Below are 16,122 nucleotides of genomic sequence, written 5' to 3'. Positions count from 1 at the left end.
CAGCGCGTGTTTATCCATCCCCGCCTATCCGATTGCTGGCCCGATGCCGCGTCCCTCACTCCCTACGAAGCCGATGCCCTCGCCTTCTGCCGTGCCTGGCAGCGGGGTCAGTCGACGTTCACGCTCTACACGTCGGGGTCGACCGGCACGCCTAAGCCTATCCAGCTGACCCGCGCCCAGATGCAGGCCAGTGCCCACCTGACGGGGCAGGCCCTCGGGCTGCAGCCCGGCGACCCGGCTCTCGTTTGTCTGAACATCCGCTATGTAGCCGGGGTGATGATGCTCGTGCGGGGTCTTGAGCTGGGCCTGCCCATGACCATCATCGAACCCGCCAGCAACCCTCTGGCCGGCCTGGATACGCCCATTGCCTTTACGGCGCTGGTACCACTCCAGCTTCAGACCATCCTGACCGACGCGACCACCGACTACCGCCCCCGGCTCAACGCCATGCGGGGTATTCTGGTGGGCGGAGCCGCCACCAGCCCGGCCCTCGAAGCCGACATACAGCCCCTGACGGTTCCTGTCTTCGCCACCTACGGCATGACCGAAACCGTATCGCACATTGCCCTGCGCCGGCTTAGCGGCCCGGCGCCCGATTCGGCCTTCACGGCCCTGCCGGGCGTTACGCTGGGTACCGACGAGCGGGGGTGTCTGCACATCAGGGCGGCCGCCAGCAATTTCGAGCGGATACAGACCAACGACGTAGTCGAGCTGCTCGACGCGCACCGCTTCCGCATTCTGGGGCGGGCCGACAGCATCATCAACAGCGGGGGCGTGAAGGTGCAGCCCGAACCCATCGAGCGCCAGGTCCAGCAACTGCTGAACGCGTGGGGCCTGGCTCCCCGGCTTTTTGTGGCTGGCCTGCCCGATGCGCGGCTGGGACAGCGCATCACGCTGGTGCTCGAAGCCACTTCGCTCACCGACGACCAGTGGGCTGCGGTGCAGCAGACCGTGCGCACGCAGTCGGGGGCTTATGCCGTGCCCCGGGCCTGGGTTAGCCTGACCGCCTTTGCCGAAACGGCCACCGGAAAAATAGACCGGACCGCCACAGTCGGGCAAATCCGTTAATTTTGCCCCAACTTATTCCCCTATGTCACTCTCGAAACTCCGCGTTCGCTACCAGACCCCCCGGTCGATGCCCGCGCCATACGCTTATTTCTACACGCTGACCGCCCGGCCCGCCAGCAACGATTCGCTGCAGGTCGACCTGACGCTGACGTATCCTGATCGCGACGATATCGACGAGGATGAACTGATTGCCGAAGGCTTCAGCCGCGACGACGACTTTACGTGGTCGGGGAAGCTGCCCAAAATCTGGCTGCAGACGGTGGAGGAGCTGGTTCGAAAAACCACGCTTCATCCGCTCGATGAAGACGCGCTTGGCGAAGACGATGATTTCTGGGAACTCACGCTGGACAGCACCGACTCGGTGCCCCAGACCGGCCGGCCGGCCCTTAAAGGCAAGGGAAACCTGAACGACTGGCAATACCTGATGCAGGAGCTGATGCAGGCCACGTTCGAAGCCGGCAACCGCGAGCGCCCGTTCGAACTGATTTACCTGCGGCTGGGCGCGGGCGCCAAAGACGCCGAAGTGTACCTGTCGGCTTCCTTTGTCGACCGGACGGTATCGGTCACGACCATCCGCGACAAGCGCGAACGCATGCGGGGCCTGCCCTGGACCAGCCTGCAGGAAGTCATGAGCGCCGTGTTTGCCCAGGATTTCGACCCCGACGATGCCCACCTGAGCCGTCCCAAAGGCGCCGGGCAGTGGATCAACATCGGCACCGACGAATGGTATAATGTGGGGAACCTCACCGACCTGACGACCTTCCTCGATAAACTTTAGTGGCCCGTGGGTCGCTGCCACAGTTCGGTGGCCACCAGCCCGTCCAGCTGCGATAGCTCCTGGTGCCTGACGAAGCCGGCCTGTTTCAGCTGCTCCGACCAGTTGGCCAGCTGCCGCGTCTCGATACCCGCCGTGAGCCGGAAAAAGCCGATCATGGTGCCGATCAGCGCCTGCCGCCAGCCCGACTGCCCAGGCACAAAATCGGTGATGAGCCACAGGCCACCCGGCCGCAGCACCCGCCCCAGGGCCGGAATCAGGTGGTGCTGCAGGGTTTGTTCGGTAAACAGATCAAGTACAAAGGGGGTCATGACCAGGTCGAACACCTCGTCGGGTTTCAGCGCGGCTTCGGTGCCCAGCCGAAATTCCACGGTGGCTGCAACGGGAGACCTCAGCAGACGCCGGCTGGCGCGGGCCAGCATAGCCGCCGATGATTCGAGGTAGACCACCCGGTCCGGCTGGCAGGTCTTTAGCAGCGCAACCAGACTTTCGCCCGTTCCGCCCCCCAGCAGCAGTACCGTAGCGCCCGTGGGTACCCAGGGCAGGCCCGCCGTCTGCGCCTGCTGCAGCCGACGCCCAAACACCAGCCGGGCCAGGCCATCGTAGACGGGAGCGATAAAGTTAAAGTTGGGCCTGGTATGCATTGGATATTGGCATCGGGCGGTGTGGGCACGGTAGCCATCTGGCCGGATCCGGCACTGGTTGGGTGCCCTGACGGACCGGCCACTGAATCAATAGCTAGTAATGTAACAATATATACCTAAACGCAACTGATTGCCAGCCTATTGCCAGTCAGACCTGCCCTTCTGATTGAGCGGCACAGCACAGCCGGGCCAGTCAGCACGGCAAAAAGCCGCTTCCCGGGTTGGAAAGCGGCTTTTCGCCGGTCCAATAGGCTGCGTGACCGGCTAGGCCAAAGCCACCACCTGCCTGGCGTTGCCGTTTACAGTAAGCGCCTGTCCGGCTACCGTCAGGCCGATCGGCTGCGTCGAAAAATTCTCCACCGTAATCTGCGCCGGCGTGGTGCTGATCTGCAGTAACGCCCCCCGAAACCGAATTTTGAACGAGAAGCCCTGCCATTGTTCAGGGCAGTACGGGCTCAGCTGCAGGGCGCCCTCGCGGCTGACACGCATGCCGCCGAAACCCTGCACGACCGCCAGCCACGTGCCGGCCATACTTGTAATGTGGCAGCCGTCTTCGGTATCGTTATTGTAGTCGTCGAGGTCGAGCCGGGCCGTCCGCAGGTACATTTCGTAGGCTTTCTCGTGCATACCCAGCTTTGAGGCCTGAATGGAGTGCACACAGGGCGAGAGCGACGACTCGTGCACGGTCATGGGCTCGTAGAAGCTGAAATTACGCCGGAGCGTGTCGGTGTCGAACTCATCTTCGAAGAAGTACAGCCCCTGCAGCACGTCGGCCTGCTTGATAAAGCACGAACGCAGGATACGATCCCACGACCAGTTCTGGTTTAGGGGCCGCTGCCCCTTCGGAATATCGGAAACGGGCATCAGGTCTTTGTCGAGAAAATCGCTCTGCTGCAAAAACACCTGCCGCTCCGGATCGAAGGGGTAGTGCATGTTATCGACAATATGCCGGGCAGCGGCTACTTCTTTCTCCTCCCGGAAGTGAATCCGGTCGATCAGGTCAGCGTAGGCAGCCGGATCCAGTTCCTTCACCGTCTCCACGGCCTCCATGGTGTAGCGCAGTGTCCAGGCGGCAATGTAGTTGGTGTACCAGTTGTTGTTGACGTTATTTTCGTACTCATTGGGGCCCGTAACGCCCAGCATCACGTACTGCTGCTTCGCGTTCGACCAGTTGACCCGCTGGCTCCAGAACCGGCTGATGGCGATCAGCACCTCCAGGCCATACTCGACCAGGTAATGCCGGTCGCCAGTATAGCGCACGTAGTCGTAGATGGCGTAGGCGATGGCGCCGTTCCGGTGAATTTCTTCAAACGTGATTTCCCACTCGTTGTGGCACTCTTCGCCGTTCATGGTCACCATCGGGTAGAGCGCGGCCCCGGCCCGGAAGCCTAGTTTCTGGGCGTTCTCGATGGCTTTACCCAGCTGTTTGTGCCGGTAGATGAGCAGGTTGCGGGCCACTTTCTGATCGGCCGTTGCCAGGTAGAAAGGCAGGCAGTAGGCTTCGGTATCCCAGTAAGTACTGCCGCCGTATTTCTCGCCCGTGAAGCCCTTGGGACCAATGTTGAGCCGCTCGTCTTCGCCCGTGTAGGTTTGGTTGAGCTGGAAAATATTGAACCGGATTCCCTGCTGTGCGGCCACGTCGCCCTCGATAATGATATCGTTGGTATGCCACTTATCGGCCCAGGCCTGCTGCTGCTCGTCGAGCATGCGGTCGAACCCCTTGCGGCTAATGGCCTGAATCCGGCTGTGCGCTTCCCGCATCAGCACGTCAGAGTCGACATTGAGCGACGAGAGGTTGACAGCGTATTTGAAAATAACCGTTTCCTGCCCCCGCCGACAGTCGAGCGAGATGCGGTTGGCCACGTATTTTTCGTATTTGATGGGCTGCGACTGGTAATCGACCCGCGCGCCGTCCTGCTCGATTTCGACGCACATACCGGTGGCGACATGGAATCCCGTTTTGCGGGTGCGCAGTTCGATAAAGGCTTCGCCGTAGCCGGTTTCTTTCCGAACCTCGTCCCAGAACGTTTCATCGTAGTTGGCGTCGCGGTTGCGGATGGCCCCGTCGATGTAGGGCGTAACGGTAATCTTGGCGTCGAAGTTAAGGGGGGTGATCGCGTAGCGGATGGCGCCGGCCTCATCGTCCACGATGGAGCAGAACCGTTTGGCGTTGACCTGCAGTTCGCGGCCACTCCGCAGTACGGCCACAAACTGCCGTTCCAGGTAGCCTTCTTTCATGTGCAGCACCCGCCGGAAATCGCGGACTTCGCACTGCGCCAGATCGAGTGGTTCGTAGTCGATGTCGATATCGATGCCGATCCAGTTGGCCGCGTTGAGCACTTTGGCGAAGTATTCGGGGTAGCCGTTTTTCCACCAGCCCACGCGGGTTTTGTCGGGATAATAGACCCCGGCGACGTAGTTGCCCTGCAGGGTCTTCCCGCTGAATTTCTCTTCGAAGGAACCGCGGCCGCCCATGCGCCCGTTGCCGAGCGACATAACGCTTTCGGTTATTTCGTTGTAATCACGGTGAAAGCCCTCCTCAACAATGTTCCAGGGGTCTTGTGTAATGTAGTTTTTCATTCATTCATAGATTATAGCGGGGCAAAAGTAGCCATTTCCGCTTTTACGCGCATAGCCTGTGCCAGATGCCGTTCCGTGTGGGCCACCAGCATCAGCAGGGTGTCGCCCAGCCGAATTGTCAGCCAGTTACCGAAAAGCGACATCACTTTTTCCCGATTCCAGTCGAGCCAGACCAGGCGGTCCAGCAGCCCCTGCAACAGCCGCTGCAGCCCCAGAAAGGAAGCCATCACCGCCACCACGTCGAGATCGGCTGCCCGGCGCGGCCGAATCAGACCCGGCGCCGGAAAGCGCATGCGGGTCTGGGGGTCAACGATATACCGCATAAGCCGCCCCACCCAGCCGGACTGCAGCGCCTGATCGGCGGGCAGCCCTGCGGGTCGGGGCAGATCGGCTTTGTGCTGCAGGTTGCGAATGTAGTAACGCTCGGCCAGGTTGAGGTGCTGCAGGCATTCGATGATGCTCCAGCGGTCGGGCGCCGGCTTCCAGCGCAGCTGCTCGACCGAAAGGGGCACCAGTTCGCGCTCGACCGTGTCGAGCACAACAGCCAATCGCTGCTGCAGGTCGGCCAGGGTGTCGAATTTAGTCATCGGCTTCTCCGGGAACGATAAAGGCGGCCTGATGCGCCTGTTGAAACAATGCGACATCGCGCCGGGAATCGAGGTCGATGGCCCCGGCTTCGAACGGCACAGGCGAGCAGTCGGCCCGGTGGCGGATAATCACCCACTTCACACTGCGGTCGCCCTCCAGCTTCAGCAGGTCGGGAATGTAGCGGGCACTAAACAGCGCCGGCACGCCCAGCTGCCCGTCGTACTGACAGGCAACGATACCTTTTTGCTCGTCCTGCCGCACCTCAAGCATGTGGAGCAGCAGCCCAAGCGACACCAGTGGCTGATCGATATGGAGCACCAGCACCGCTTCGATGTCTTTGTGCGTCAGGTAAAGCGCGGCCAGACCCGTTTTCAGCGATGAAGCCTGCCCGGTAGCCCAGGCCGCGTTATCGACCAGCGTGACGGGCAGTGTGGCCAGTTCGCCCGCGATCAGATCGCGGTCGGCCCCGAGCACCACGACCACCGGGCCGCGCTGCAGCGCCAGTGCCGTTTCGGTCATGCGCCGAACAAGCGATTGCCCTTTGTAGCGCATCAGTTGCTTGCTGTTTCCACCCATCCGGCCCGAGTCGCCGGCGGCTAAAACGATGGTTCCGATTTTAGACAAAATAGTCGAATTAAGAGTACAGGACCGGTCGGCCGATCCAACTTACGTTTTTTCGGGCGCATTGCCTAACCCGGCCGACCGGTGGATGAATACCGAATCCGGGTAGCCCACTTCAACGAGCGACAGCCCTTCGGCGGGGGCAGCCCGGCCCGCCCGGCGCCGGTCGCGGGCCACGATGATGGATTCGAAGCCGGCCACAGACAGCCGCCCCTGCCCCACCGCCAGCAACGTACCCACCAGCGCGCGCACCATGCCCCGCAGAAAACGGTCGGCCCGGACATGAAACGTCAGGTCGCCGTTGGGGTGCTCGACCCACTCGGCCCGGTCGATGCGGCAGTTGAAGGTTTTTACGTCGGTCTTCACTTTGCTGAAGCTTTCGAAGTCGGTGTGGCGGAGCAGCGTGGCCGCGGCTTGGTTCATAGCCGCCACATCGAGCGGGTGCGCGAACACGTAGGCCAGATCGGCCCGAAACGGATCTTTGCGCCGAACGATCTGGTACTGGTAGTAGCGATAGGTAGCCGTGAAGCGGGCGTGATCGTCGGGCCCAACCGGAAAGCAGTCATAAACGGCCACGTCGGAGGCTGTCATGCCGTTGAGCGAGCGCAGCAGGGTATCGGGCAGTACGGCTTCGGTATCGAAGTGGGCAAACTGCTGCCCGGCGTGTACACCGGCATCGGTGCGTCCACTGCCAACCAGCGCCGTAGGCTGACGCAGAATGGTACTGAGGGCCGTTTCGAGTACCTCCTGCACGCTGACGCCATTGGGCTGTCGCTGCCAGCCGTGGTAGTGGGTGCCGCGGTAAGCCAGTTCGAGAAAATAACGCATAGAGAGTGCAAAGATACGCAGGCCGGGCCGATTGCGTACCGCTAAACAGGTAGGGGCTCCGGCCAGCCAGCCTCGTCGACTGTCGGCACCGGAGCCCCGTTCAAAAGAGGAAGGTAGACCGACCACCTCACCCGCGGATGATGGTAGTCACCCTGATAACTCTATAAGATTACCAGAGTTTCAAAGTAACGATTAAATTCTCAGAGCGCCATCCGTTTCGGTACGAATGGCCGACTACCTTTTTTATTGGTTAGAACCGGCCTACCTCGAAACGCAGTTCATCGACCAGCTGACGGAGTCGGTCGGTGTTGGGTACGGGCTGCGGCAACTGCTGACTGACGAACGCGCAGACTTCCCATACTTCCAGCACGTCTTTCAGCAGTACTTCCTGGTTTGGCATATCGGCCCGGTCGGCGCTCAGCAGCAGCGAGCCCTTTACTTTGACCTGGTTATAGACCCGGCGGCTGCAGATACCCTGCTGCCCAATGAGCAGTACGTAGAACTTACCATCGGCAATGTCGAACCAGTTCCGCACGAACTGCCCCACGAGCAGGGCGCCCGGGAAGGCAAAGTCGTCGCCGGCTTCGAAAGCGCGGTACTGCCCGGCCGGCAGGTGGGGCAGCTGCATGGCCGGCTGCTGCTGAATAAAGTCGGGTTGCTGGTAACGCTGCGCATATTCGGTCAGCTGTGCCTGCCGAATCACCGGAATGGCAGGGCCTGAAGCTGACTGTCCCGGTACAACCGCGGGCGCGCCCGGCTCAGGGTAGCTTCTGTTGAACGTGGGGGTAGGTGCCGGCGCGGGCCGGGGCACCGGAGCCGCTGCTGGCACCACGGGTGCGGGGTCGGACGGGCCAAAGAGCCGATCGACGGGCGACCGGCCGGGCCCATCGAGGTGTACCGGCTGAAACGCCGTTGCCGACTGCCCTTCCGGCACGACACGCTCGGCCGTTGGGCGCACCGGGGGCGTAATGACGGGCGGCACGGGCGCCGGCCGGGCCTCGCGGGGGCTGGGTGGCTGGTAAAACTTGTTCAGCACCTGGGCCAGCGGCTGGGGTGCCGGGGTTGTCGGCTCGGGGTCGGGCGCGGCAAAAATATCGGGAAAGTCGGGGTGCTGAAATGGATCGTCATCGTCGGCTTCGAGCTTACCGTCTGACCGGATAGCGGACCCGTCGACGCGGGCCGGTGCGCTGCCGTGACCCAGTGGAATGCTCAGGTTGGGCGTTTCCCGCAGCTTGCGCAGGTCCTGCCGGGTCAGCAATTCAATGGTTGTATTGAACGCCCGGGCAATCGCCATCATATTTTGCTGATTGGGATTGGCCCGCGCTTCTTCGTAAGCACCCAAAAGCGAGCGTTTAATGTTTATTTTTCGGGCAAACTGCTCCTGCGTGAGGCCGTTCAATTTGCGCAGGTAGCGTATATTTTCGCTAACGAGGGTCATCCGATAACGGGTTGCTAAAGTTTTGCTAAAGATAGCCGTTTCACATTTTAAATAACAAGACGCGCCCCAAGCACCCGTTTTTTGTATATTTACTTGACTCAGTAAGACAAATCCAACCCCCGTAACCGCCACAATGCTAACCTCCTCCCCACTCACTACCGACCAGCGCCCCGGTATGGCCGCTGTGTTTACTGCCCAGCGCCGACATGCGCCCGCCATGGCCCTGACCACGGCCGCCGAACGCATTGCCCGCATTCGGCGGATTCAGGCCTGGATCATTGCCCACGAACCGGATATTCACCGGGCCATGTACGACGATTTTCGAAAACCGGTGGCAGAAGTGATGCTCGGCGAGTTGATGGCCGTGCACGCCGAGATCCGCTACACAATCCGGCACCTCAGCCAGTGGATGAAACCGAAGCGGCTGCCCACGCCCCTGAGTCTGATCGGCACCCGCAGTCAGCTGATCCACGAGCCGAAAGGCAACGTACTCATCATTGCCCCCTGGAACTACCCCTTCGTGCTCAGCATCCGGCCGCTGGTGTCGGCGCTGGCGGCCGGCAATGTGGTTATCGTGAAACCATCCGAACTGACGCCCCACACAGCCGGGCTGATCCGCCGGATGCTCTCGGAACTCTTCCCCCCCGACGAAGTAGCGGTGTTTGAGGGCGATGCATCGGTATCGACCGAGTTGCTGGCCCTGCCGTTCAACCATATTTTCTTTACGGGCAGCCCCGCCGTGGGGCGCATCGTGATGGCTGCCGCGGCCAAACACCTCGCGTCGGTCACGCTCGAGCTGGGGGGTAAATCGCCCGCCATTGTCGATGCATCCGCCAACGTACAGCAGGCCGCCAGTCAGCTGGCGTGGGGCAAATGCCTCAACAACGGACAGACCTGCATTGCCCCCGACTACGTGCTGGTTCACGAATCGATCAGGGCGCCGTTTATGGAGGCTCTGCGTACGGCAATAGCGGGGATGTACAGTCCCGATGGCAAACCGGTCGAAGCATCCGACAGCTACGCCCGTATCGTCAACGCCAGTCATTTCCGGCGGTTACGGGGCCTGCTCGACGATGCCGTTGCGCAGGGGGCTACCGTAGCCATCGGCGGGCAGATAAACGAGCAGACCAACTTTATCGAGCCTACCGTGCTCGACCAGGTGACCGACAGCATGCGGGTGATGCAGGAAGAGATTTTCGGTCCGTTGCTGCCCGTGCTGTCCTACCGTACTCTCGACGAGGCCCTGCAGGTGATAAACCAGCGCGAGAAACCGCTGGCCCTCTACATCCACGGCAACGACCGGCAGCGGACCCAGTACGTACTGGACCGGAGCTCGGCCGGCGACACGGTTGTCAACGATGTCCTGCTTCAGTTCAGCAATGTCGAGTTGCCCTTTGGTGGTGTCAACAACAGCGGCCTGGGCAAGTCGAACGGGCACTACAGTTTCGAAGAGTTCTCGAACCTGCGCGGGGTGATGAAACGCGAGTTCGGCACCATGAAATTCATCTACCCCCCCTACACCGATCGCGTCCGCAAACTCATCGACTTCGTTGTCAAGCGGCTTTAAGTAACTGAGCCGAAGCATTCATCAATCCAGTATACGCAGACGCGCCCCGCCGGATACCCGGCGGGGCGCGTCTGTAAAAGCGATGTAGCAGCCAGACGAGCAGATTCGGTCAGGCCGTGGCTCCGCCACAGCTCGAACCGGCGCCGGCCGTGCAGCCATAGCAGTGCTCATTGACTACGATAGTCCGGTTCAGGAGCCGCTCGCCGTTGAACTGACTGATGTGACGACCCGGGGTGGCCACCGGCAGTTCGAGCATCTGGTTGAAATCGCAGTCGTACAGCTGCCCATCCCAGCCCACCGAAATGGTAGAGCGGCACATAACACCCTGGGCGGCCACCGGGTTGAACGCCGTGACCAGCTTTTCCATGTAGGCATCGTAGTTGCCCGACGCGACCAGGTAATCGAGGTAGCGGCTCACGGGAATGTTGGTAATGGCAAACAGGCTGTTGAAAACAATACCGAACTCATCGTTCAGTACGCGTTTGAACTGCTGCTCGAGTCCCTCCTGCGAACCAGGCAGAAAAGCACCCGCCGGGTTGTAAACGAGGTTGAGCGTCAGCCCCGAGCCGGGCATTCCGTAGCCTACAGCGTTCAGCATCCGCAGCGCCCGAATCGAGTCTTCGAATACCCCTTTTCCCCGCTGCCGGTCGGTTTTGTCGGCATTGTAGAACGGCAGCGAACTAACAACCTCGACCTGATGATCCCGGAAAAATTCGGGCAGGTCGTGGTATTTGGGGTTGGCCACGATAATCGTCAGGTTGCAGCGCACCATCACGTGGCGGCCCAGCTTTTTGATCTCGGTGACGAACCACCGGAAATCGGGATTCATTTCGGGCGCGCCCCCCGTCAGGTCGACGGTCTGGATGGTGGTAGCGGCCAGCGCGTCGAGGCACTGCTGCATCGTTTCGCGCGTCATAATTTCCTTGCGGTCGGGGCCGGCATCGACGTGGCAGTGCTTGCACACCTGATTGCACATCTTGCCCACGTTAATCTGCAGAATACCGAGTTCGGAAGGGCGCAGGGGAAACAGACCGACTTCCCGGAGTTGATCGCGGAACGTCAGGCGGTTGGGTTGGTCGCGTACCTGCTGTTCCAGCAGATCGATCTGAGCCGAGGCACTCGAGAGCCCATGACCGCTGGCTTTTAAACTTTTCATGGTAACGGGGTTACGGTTTGCCGATAGGATGGCAGGTAGGTCGCCGGGTGGGCGACACCCCCTGCCTACATCGACACCTGTTTAACTTTATTCATCATCTGAACGCTGTGAACCAGCGATGAGCCGGCGCGGATGGCGGCTGCCACGTGCACGGCTTCCATCATCTGCTCTTCGGTGCAGCCTTTTTCCAGCGTGTCGTTGGTATAGGCATCGATGCAGTAGGCACACTGCACGGTGTGGGCAACGGCCAGGGCAATCAATGATTTTTCACGGGCCGTCAGGGCACCTTCGGCAAACACGGTACCGTAGTAAGAGAAAAACTTATCGGCCATCTCTTTCTGGTATTCGCTGATGTTGCCAAATTTTTTCAGGTCGGCCGGGTTGTAATACGTTTCCATTGAGGACGTCGGGATATTTGGTATATGTACGGAATATGTAAAGTAAACAGATTTAAAGCAGGAAGATGTCACCAGCGAATACATTTGCAGCTAACTGCTATGAAAACACCCCTGCTCCTGCTGTTGACCCTCGTGATCGGGGTACGGGCCCGGGCCCAGCTCCTGCCGGTACTCGACCAGAACCCGACTTCGCTGCGCTGGTATCAGCTCAACACACCCCACTTTCGGATTCTTTATCCCGCCGGTTTCGACAGTGTGGCCCGGCAGACGGCCAGCCGGCTCGAGCGGCTGTCGGGTCCGGTCAGCGCATCGCTGGGCAAACGCCCCCGCCCCGTGTCGGTGCTGCTCCAGAATCAGTCGACCGTCAGCAATGCGTTCGTGACCCTTTACCCCCGCCGGTCGGAGTTTGGCACTACCCCGCCCCAGGACCCCAGTCTGCTCGGCACCTACAACTGGCTCGACCAGCTGTCGGTGCATGAGTTTCGGCACGTGGTGCAGGACGACAAGGCGCTCCAGCACTACGGGCGAGTGCTGTTTACACTGCTGGGCAACACCGGCCTTTACGTGCCGCTGCTGACCGTGCCCGACTGGTTTGCCGAAGGCGACGCGGTGGGTACCGAAACGCTGCTGAGTACAAGCGGGCGGGGGCGCATTCCGGCCTTCGACCTGGGTATGCGCGCCAACGAACGGGCCGGCCTCCGGTTCAGCTACTCCAAAGCCGTGGGCGGCTCCTTCCGCGACAATGTGCCCAACCATTACGTGTTGGGTTATGTACTGACCAACTACCTGAAACGCACGTACGGCCCTGACCGCTGGAGCCGGGTGCTCGATCGTAATTACCGGCGCTTCCCGTGGTTCTTTCGCTTCTCGAAAAGCGTTGCGGACGAAACGGCAACCGACGGCAAACCGGGGCTGTCGGTCGAGCAGCTGTACGACCAGGCCCTGACCGATGCCAGCCGGCGCTGGGCCCAACAGCAGGCCGGCCTCCGGCTCACACTAGCCAGCCTGGCCCTGCCCGTTACGGCGGAAGGAGCGGCCACAAACCGACCCATCTTTACCAGCTACCAGCACCCGCAGTACCTCACCGACTCGACGCTCGTTTGTGTGAAGAGTGGACTGGGCGATACCCCCCGGCTGGTGCTGCTGCAGCCCGGCCGGCCCGAGCGCCTGCTTCACGTGCAGGGCTTCACCAACGATCCGGGTTTGCTGTCGGCCACCCCAACCACGGTGAGCTGGATCGAATACGGCTACGACCCGCGCTGGGGGCAACGTACCTACAGCAACGTCCGGCTGCTCGATTTGCGCACGGGCCACCTCACCCGGCTGACCCACCGCAGCCGCTACACCGCCGTGGCCCTCTCACCCGATAGCCGCCAACTGGTCGTAGTCGACAACCTGCCCACCCAGCAGACGCGCCTGCGTATCCTCGACGCCCGAACCGGAACGATCCTGCGGACGCTGCCCAACCCCGACGAAGCCTTCTATCAGCACCCCCGCTGGCAGGCCGACGGGCGGAGCCTTGTGGTGGTCTGGCTTAAAAACGGGCGCAAAACCCTGCAGCAGATCGACCTCGACACCGGGCAGGCGCGCGACCTGCTGCCCCGCCGGAACGACAACCTCAGCCACCCGCAGCCGATGGGCACCTACGTGCTGTTCAACTCGCCCCGCTCGGGTATCGACAACCTTTACGCCGTGGATACCCGGACCGGACAGACGTTTCAGGTCAGTTCGCGGCCGCTGGGGGCCTACCACGCCACCCTGTCGCCCTCGGGTCGCGAACTGGCGTTCGACGATTTTGCCGCGACCGGCGCGCGCATTGCCCGGATGCCCGCCGACCCCGCGCAGTGGACACCCCTCCCCCCCACAACCACCGACGACCTGACACCAGCCAACCGGCTCTACGACGCCCTGCCCCGGCAGGACAGCAGCGCCGTGGCGGGCCGGGCCATCCTGGCCGATACGCTACCCGCGCCGGCAGGGCCACCCGCCCGGCGGTTTAGCCGGCTCGGCCACCTCATCAATCCCTACGCGTGGGGGCCGGTCCTGAACTCGACGGGGCAGCAGCTGACGGTGGGCGTCAGTTCGCAGGATTTGCTCAGCACCACCCAGATCGGCGTGGGGGTAGCCTACGACCAGGCTGAGCGGGTAGGCAGCGCCTTCGCACAGCTGAGCTACCAGGGCCTCTACCCCGTCTTCGACCTGTCGTTCCAGCGGGGCAGCCGCAACACCTCGCTCTACATCGACCGCGCCACACCCCTCGACTCGCTCCGGTCCGACCGGTGGCAATACAACCAGCTGTCGGCGGGTATGCGGCTCCCCCTGCAGCTCACCAACTCCCGCTACATCCGGTCGCTGACGGCATCGGCTTTCTACAACTACCTGCAGGTAACGGGCTACGACCTCCCCGTTCGGTCGATTACAGAAGTGGGCTTTGCGGGTTCGCTCAACGCGCTGGCCTACGGCCTGAGTATAGGTCAGGCGCTGCGCCAGAGCAAACGCGATGTAGCCCCGCGCTGGGCACAGGCGCTGTCGGTCAGCTACCGGTATACGCCCTTCGGCGGTCGGCTGCAGGCGAGTCAGCTGGCGGTAGCCGGGAGCTTCTATGTACCGGGGCTGGGCAAACACCACAGCCTGCGCCTGCGGGGCGGCTACCAGCAGCAGGGCACCGGCGACAGCTACCGGTTCGGGGCTGCCGTGGTATACCCGCGCGGGCTGTCGTACATCAGCGCCCCCACCCTCACCACCGCCAGTGCCGACTACCTGCTTCCGCTGGCCGACACCCACTGGTCGGCGGGGCGGTGGCTGTATGTGCAGCGTCTGAAGGGAGCCCTGTTCTACGACCTGGCCAGTGCCAGCACCTACCGGGCGCAGTCGGCCGGGGCCGACCTGTCGATGGTTTTTAACGTGCTCCGCGTCCGGACAACCCTTGAAGTCGGGGTCCGGGCTGGTCTGAACGTCGATACGGGGCAGCCGTTTTTCCGGCTGCTGCTCGCCAACATCGGTTTTTAGGCGCGGGCCAACGCTGTTCAACAAAAAAGCCGACCCGCTGGGGTCGGCTTTTTTTTGGGTTCTGTTCAACCGGCTATCCTTTGTAGAATACCCAGCGCGACAGCTCTTTGTAGGTTACTTTTTTGCCGTACATCAGGATACCAACGCGATAGATGCGGGCCGCCATCCAGATGGTACCGATGAAGCCCAGCACCAGCAGACTCATCGACAGCGCCAGCTGCCAGACCGGCACGCCAAACGGAATTCGAACCATCATGATCACGGGCGACGTAAACGGAATCATGGATGTCCAGAACGCCAGCGGCCCGTCGGGGTCGCGCACCACAAACTGGGCGAAGGCGATGGCGGCAATGATGGGCAGCATAATCGGAAACATAAACTGCTGGGTCTCGGTCTCGTTGTCGACGGCCGCGCCCACCGCCCCAAACAGAGCGCTATAGAGCAGGTAGCCGCCCAGGAAGTAAAACAGAAAGCAGCCGATGATAAGCGGGAGGTTGAGCGTATCGATGGCCTTCATGATGTTGGCGGCTGGCCCCTCGCTCGTGGTGGCGGCCATTTTCTGCTCCATCACTTTCCGGTCCGATGCCGACACGCCGGGCATGGCGCTCATACGGGCGCTGACGGCCGATTTGGCCGTTTCCTGGGGCGATTTACCCAGCATGGCCGACCCCGCCGAGAGCAGCGCCGTAGTCAGCACGATCCAGAGCAGAAACTGGGTCAGACCCACCAGCGCCACGCCCAGAATCTTGCCCAGCATGAGCTGGAACGGCTTCACCGACGAAATGATAACCTCGACGATGCGGTTCGTTTTTTCTTCCATCACGCCCCGCATCACCTGCGTGCCGTAGATCAGCATCATGATATAGATCAGCATGGCGCAGAAACCCCCGATAATCGACGTGGCAATGGAGCTGCTGCTTTTTTCGCCGTCTTCGCTCACGCTGATGGTCTGGGCATCGACGTTTACTTTGGCATCCTGAATCACCTTCTGGGTAATGCCGGCCTGACTAAGCTTGATGGTCTCGATTTCTTTGGAAATGGCGCGCTCGACATTGCTCTGGAGGTCGATGCTCACGCTTTTCTCGGCAAAGATCTGCACCGTTTTGGGCTGCTCGATCACATCCTTCGGAATGTAAACAAGGGCATCGTAACCCGCCTTCAGAAACTGCTTCTTGGCGGCTGTCAGCGGTTGCTTCTGGTACGAAAACACCGTTTCGTCGGTGTTGGTAAACTTATCGACAAATAGTCCGCTGTCGTCGACAACGCTTACTTTTTTCTGGTCGATCGAACTGACGGCGGCCCAGCCGATAACGCCATAGAAAGCCGCAATCAGCAGCGGCCCCAGTATGGTCATGACGATAAACGACTTTTTGCGCACCCGAACCAGGTATTCGCGCTTGATAATGAGGTAGATGGTATGCATGACTCGGTGAGTGATTGGGTGATTGAG

Annotated in this window: 12 protein-coding genes and 1 pseudogene; 4 read left to right on the top strand and 9 right to left on the bottom strand. The window is 61.3% G+C overall.

Translation table 11 applies throughout. The features are described 5' to 3' along the window. Positions 1 to 6 precede the first annotated feature (6 nt). Both ACYVAC_RS20105 and ACYVAC_RS20100 read left to right on the top strand, forming a co-directional pair. Positions 7 to 1,068: an AMP-binding protein gene (locus ACYVAC_RS20105; protein WP_461099592.1), complete on the top strand. Its 1,062-nt coding sequence runs from the start codon at positions 7 to 9 to the stop codon at positions 1,066 to 1,068. 22 nt (positions 1,069 to 1,090) lie between these two features. Then, the gene (locus ACYVAC_RS20100) at positions 1,091 to 1,846 is read left to right on the top strand and encodes a hypothetical protein (RefSeq protein ID WP_461099591.1); all 756 of its coding nucleotides are present in this window, start codon (positions 1,091 to 1,093) and stop codon (positions 1,844 to 1,846) included. Here the strand turns inward: ACYVAC_RS20100 and ACYVAC_RS20095 are convergent. The 6 genes from ACYVAC_RS20095 to ACYVAC_RS20070 form a co-directional block, all read right to left on the bottom strand. Further along, positions 1,843 to 2,487, bottom strand: coding sequence for a class I SAM-dependent methyltransferase (locus ACYVAC_RS20095; RefSeq protein ID WP_461099590.1), 645 nt, complete (start codon positions 2,485 to 2,487; stop codon positions 1,843 to 1,845). The genes ACYVAC_RS20100 and ACYVAC_RS20095 overlap by 4 nt on opposite strands. Positions 2,488 to 2,751: 264 nt before the next feature. After that, positions 2,752 to 5,067: a glycoside hydrolase family 65 protein gene (locus ACYVAC_RS20090; protein WP_461099589.1), complete on the bottom strand. Its 2,316-nt coding sequence runs from the start codon at positions 5,065 to 5,067 to the stop codon at positions 2,752 to 2,754. 11 nt (positions 5,068 to 5,078) lie between these two features. Next, a complete protein-coding gene (locus ACYVAC_RS20085; RefSeq protein WP_461099588.1) occupies positions 5,079 to 5,654 on the bottom strand; it encodes a DinB family protein in 576 nt (191 codons plus the stop codon). Beyond that, a complete protein-coding gene (locus ACYVAC_RS20080) occupies positions 5,647 to 6,279 on the bottom strand; it encodes a nucleotidyltransferase family protein (RefSeq protein WP_461099586.1) in 633 nt (210 codons plus the stop codon). Before ACYVAC_RS20080 ends, ACYVAC_RS20085 begins: the two co-directional genes overlap by 8 nt. A 42-nt stretch (positions 6,280 to 6,321) precedes the next feature. After that, entirely contained in the window at positions 6,322 to 7,104 is a 783-nt protein-coding gene (gene truA / locus ACYVAC_RS20075; RefSeq protein ID WP_461099585.1) for a tRNA pseudouridine(38-40) synthase TruA, read from the bottom strand. A gap of 250 nt (positions 7,105 to 7,354) precedes the next feature. Then, positions 7,355 to 8,542, bottom strand: coding sequence for a helix-turn-helix transcriptional regulator (locus ACYVAC_RS20070; RefSeq protein ID WP_461099584.1), 1,188 nt, complete (start codon positions 8,540 to 8,542; stop codon positions 7,355 to 7,357). A 118-nt stretch (positions 8,543 to 8,660) separates the two neighbouring features. On the opposite strand from ACYVAC_RS20070, the pseudogene ACYVAC_RS20065 reads away from it, so the two are divergent. Further along, a pseudogene (locus ACYVAC_RS20065) lies at positions 8,661 to 10,109 on the top strand (aldehyde dehydrogenase family protein); the annotation flags it as partial. A 109-nt stretch (positions 10,110 to 10,218) separates the two neighbouring features. Here ACYVAC_RS20065 and arsS read toward each other — a convergent pair. Continuing rightward, on the bottom strand, positions 10,219 to 11,265 hold the full coding sequence (gene arsS, locus ACYVAC_RS20060) for an arsenosugar biosynthesis radical SAM (seleno)protein ArsS (RefSeq protein ID WP_461099583.1): 1,047 nt from the start codon (positions 11,263 to 11,265) through the stop codon (positions 10,219 to 10,221). A 65-nt stretch (positions 11,266 to 11,330) separates the two neighbouring features. Beyond that, positions 11,331 to 11,663: an arsenosugar biosynthesis-associated peroxidase-like protein gene (locus ACYVAC_RS20055; RefSeq protein ID WP_461099582.1), complete on the bottom strand. Its 333-nt coding sequence runs from the start codon at positions 11,661 to 11,663 to the stop codon at positions 11,331 to 11,333. A gap of 99 nt (positions 11,664 to 11,762) precedes the next feature. On the opposite strand from ACYVAC_RS20055, the gene ACYVAC_RS20050 reads away from it, so the two are divergent. Further along, on the top strand, positions 11,763 to 14,672 hold the full coding sequence (locus ACYVAC_RS20050) for a TolB family protein (RefSeq protein ID WP_461099581.1): 2,910 nt from the start codon (positions 11,763 to 11,765) through the stop codon (positions 14,670 to 14,672). 73 nt (positions 14,673 to 14,745) lie between these two features. On the opposite strand, the gene ACYVAC_RS20045 is transcribed toward ACYVAC_RS20050, so the two are convergent. Further along, on the bottom strand, positions 14,746 to 16,095 hold the full coding sequence (locus ACYVAC_RS20045; RefSeq protein ID WP_461099580.1) for an ABC transporter permease: 1,350 nt from the start codon (positions 16,093 to 16,095) through the stop codon (positions 14,746 to 14,748). Between the last annotated feature and the right edge of the window lie 27 nt (positions 16,096 to 16,122).

Source organism: Spirosoma luteolum, assembly GCF_054778875.1.
This window is presented reverse-complemented; position numbering and strand designations above follow the sequence as displayed.

Coding starts and splice junctions, on each gene's coding strand:
- ACYVAC_RS20100 (WP_461099591.1), top strand. CDS start 1,091: ATGTCACTCTCGAAACTCCGCGTTCGCTACCAGACCCCCCGGTCGATG.
- ACYVAC_RS20095 (WP_461099590.1), bottom strand. CDS start 2,487: ATGCATACCAGGCCCAACTTTAACTTTATCGCTCCCGTCTACGATGGC.
- ACYVAC_RS20090 (WP_461099589.1), bottom strand. CDS start 5,067: ATGAAAAACTACATTACACAAGACCCCTGGAACATTGTTGAGGAGGGC.
- ACYVAC_RS20085 (WP_461099588.1), bottom strand. CDS start 5,654: ATGACTAAATTCGACACCCTGGCCGACCTGCAGCAGCGATTGGCTGTT.
- truA (WP_461099585.1), bottom strand. CDS start 7,104: ATGCGTTATTTTCTCGAACTGGCTTACCGCGGCACCCACTACCACGGC.
- ACYVAC_RS20070 (WP_461099584.1), bottom strand. CDS start 8,542: ATGACCCTCGTTAGCGAAAATATACGCTACCTGCGCAAATTGAACGGC.
- arsS (WP_461099583.1), bottom strand. CDS start 11,265: ATGAAAAGTTTAAAAGCCAGCGGTCATGGGCTCTCGAGTGCCTCGGCT.
- ACYVAC_RS20055 (WP_461099582.1), bottom strand. CDS start 11,663: ATGGAAACGTATTACAACCCGGCCGACCTGAAAAAATTTGGCAACATC.
- ACYVAC_RS20050 (WP_461099581.1), top strand. CDS start 11,763: ATGAAAACACCCCTGCTCCTGCTGTTGACCCTCGTGATCGGGGTACGG.
- ACYVAC_RS20045 (WP_461099580.1), bottom strand. CDS start 16,095: ATGCATACCATCTACCTCATTATCAAGCGCGAATACCTGGTTCGGGTG.